At 40.1% G+C, this 2,273-nt stretch carries 2 protein-coding genes; one reads left to right on the top strand and one right to left on the bottom strand.

Annotation, left to right across the window (positions count from 1 at the left end; all coding sequences use genetic code 11):
• The coding region (gene dacB, locus IQ228_RS24955) for a D-alanyl-D-alanine carboxypeptidase/D-alanyl-D-alanine-endopeptidase (RefSeq protein WP_193964832.1) at positions 1-542 on the top strand (542 nt) is incomplete at its 5' end.
• Positions 543-704: 162 nt separating this feature from the next.
• On the opposite strand, the gene IQ228_RS24950 is transcribed toward dacB, so the two are convergent.
• Positions 705-1,880: a DNA double-strand break repair nuclease NurA gene (locus tag IQ228_RS24950; RefSeq protein ID WP_193964830.1), complete on the bottom strand. Its 1,176-nt coding sequence runs from the start codon at positions 1,878-1,880 to the stop codon at positions 705-707.
• Positions 1,881-2,273: the final 393 nt, after the last annotated feature.

Genomic DNA, 2,273 nt, shown 5'->3' with positions numbered 1-2,273 from the left:
CTCCACCTTTATCGGAATTATTACTAGAGACAAATATGAATAGTAATAATTTATATGCTGAGGCTTTACTCAGAAGTTTAGCTATTAAGAAACCAGCAGAAAAAAATCAAAATACGGCTGATGTCGGATTACAAGTTGTCAGAGAAACTTTAACTCAATTAGAAGTTGCACCAGCAGGTTATGTCATTGTAGATGGTTCTGGTTTATCTCGGAAAAATTTAACGACTCCAGCAGCATTGGTACAACTTTTACAAGGAATTGGTAAATCACCTCAAGCAGCAGTTTTTCGGGCTTCTTTACCTATTTCTGGTGTCAAAGGTAGTCTAAAAAATCGGTTTCTTAATACTGCGGCTGCGGGAATAGTGCAAGCAAAAACAGGTTCAATGACAGGAATTTCTACTCTATCTGGATATATGAACGCACCCAATTATGAACCCTTGGTTTTTAGTATTATGGTAAATCAATCTGAACAACCGGGGAAAGTCATGAGAACAGCAATAGATGAAATTGTAGTTTTATTATCTGAATTAAAGCGGTGTTAAAATAATTGAGTTGAGTAAATGACAGGACTTACGCAAAATATCTCTCAAACCCGCATTTCTCTGTGTTCTCTGTGCCTCTGTGGTTCGTTATTCCATGACTTACTTATATCTATACTTTCGCACAAAATGACCAAAAAGATAAACTCCATTTACAACCTGAGTTTAGGCAATACTGCCGCGTTTTCTTGCTTCTTTGTTGGAAATCCCGACATTTTTGATCCCAGCTTTAATCATTTGTCGTTCTAAAAGGGCAAAGAACCGGGTTCTATCACCACCCCTGACTACAGCCTGATTATGCGCTTCGGCGATCGCCACAGGATAACCATATCCTTTTTGTACCTGTGCCAACATTAGCCCTAGTGCTTGATCAAACATGATGGAATTTTCTGCAACCCAAGCGGGAACTTCAATCCGGGCAATTTCCGTCCCGACATGGACGTAACAAAAATAAATAATTTGCTCGTCATACAATTCTAAAATTCGGGCATTACTCCGCCATAATGGTCCCCGTTGTCCGGGTTGAAGTTGGGTGGTCATGATGGTAGTATCGCGCAAAGTATCAAATTTTTTGCAAGGTACGTATTCTAGTTGATTGGGACAATGGGTAATACAATCAGGGACAGGGTGAGGACAGGCTAAAAAGCGTAAAAAGTTGGTGGCTTCGGTGCTACGAGAGGCACTAAGATAGCCCATGAGGGGGATTTGGGCTTGTTGGAGTTTTTGCCAAGCTTCCAAAACGGGAGGTAAAATCATATCCCGCGCATCCATCGGTAATTGATCTAAAAACCAGTATATTAACGAACCATCTGTCATCGCTAAGACTGGGGCTGCTGTTTTCGCACTACAAGCTAGTTCTGCTAAGACTGTAGCCTCGGAAGCGGTACGCCGATAACCCATCCATTCATCAGTTCTAATGCCCCACTGACGCGATATATATAAATCTTCAGGGCGATAAAATACCTCCGGTAAACTATCGAGAATCGGGTGAAGATTTTGACCATAGTGCAAAACCACTCTCCCAATATTTAGTAAGTAACAATACGCAATTTCGTGATGATTTGGGGAAATTTGCGAACCATCTGTAGAAATAACAGTATGAACTTTGGGGGGAACAGGAATAGTAATGCAGGTTTCGAGAGGTTCAATGGGTGTAGCATTCGCAAAAATAATCCGATTTCGCCATTCCTCTTGACGTTTAACTAACTGTTCTTGACACTCAAAAGCTTTTTTTAAATATTGTTGTGCTAACTCCAACCGCTGATGACTTGCAGCCACCTCTGAAGTTAAATGTTGACTGAAACCTTGCATTTGTCTCGATATTTTTGTTAAATCAAGCATATTCGTTGGGTGTATTTGTGTTGATGTAAATCAATGCTATATAATTACAGCACTTCCCGATGTTATGAGGTACAAGAACCCCACCCCCAACCCCCTCCAGTATCAAAAGCTTATCCTTTTCTTCCCCCCGCTGCGGGGGGATTTAGGGGGGTGCGATGAGGGGGCTAAGATATAACTCATATAATTGGAAACTGCTGTAACAACTGTATGCTAATAATTGGGAAAATAGCGTCATGAAAAAATGGAAATTAACAATTACAACTCTCATATTAGGAACTATATTATATAGTCAAAAAGTGAGTGCTAGGAATTTAGCGAATATTTCCGATTTTAGAATAAAATCATCCCTGTTAGCACAATCTGATCTGAAAGAGGCAATAGTATATTTCCATC

The sequence above is a fragment of the Dolichospermum sp. LEGE 00246 genome (assembly GCF_015207865.1).
GTDB classification, from domain to species: Bacteria; Cyanobacteriota; Cyanobacteriia; order Cyanobacteriales; family Nostocaceae; genus Dolichospermum; species Dolichospermum heterosporum.
Note: the sequence above shows the minus strand (reverse complement) of the source record. Positions and strands in the feature narration are given on the sequence as shown.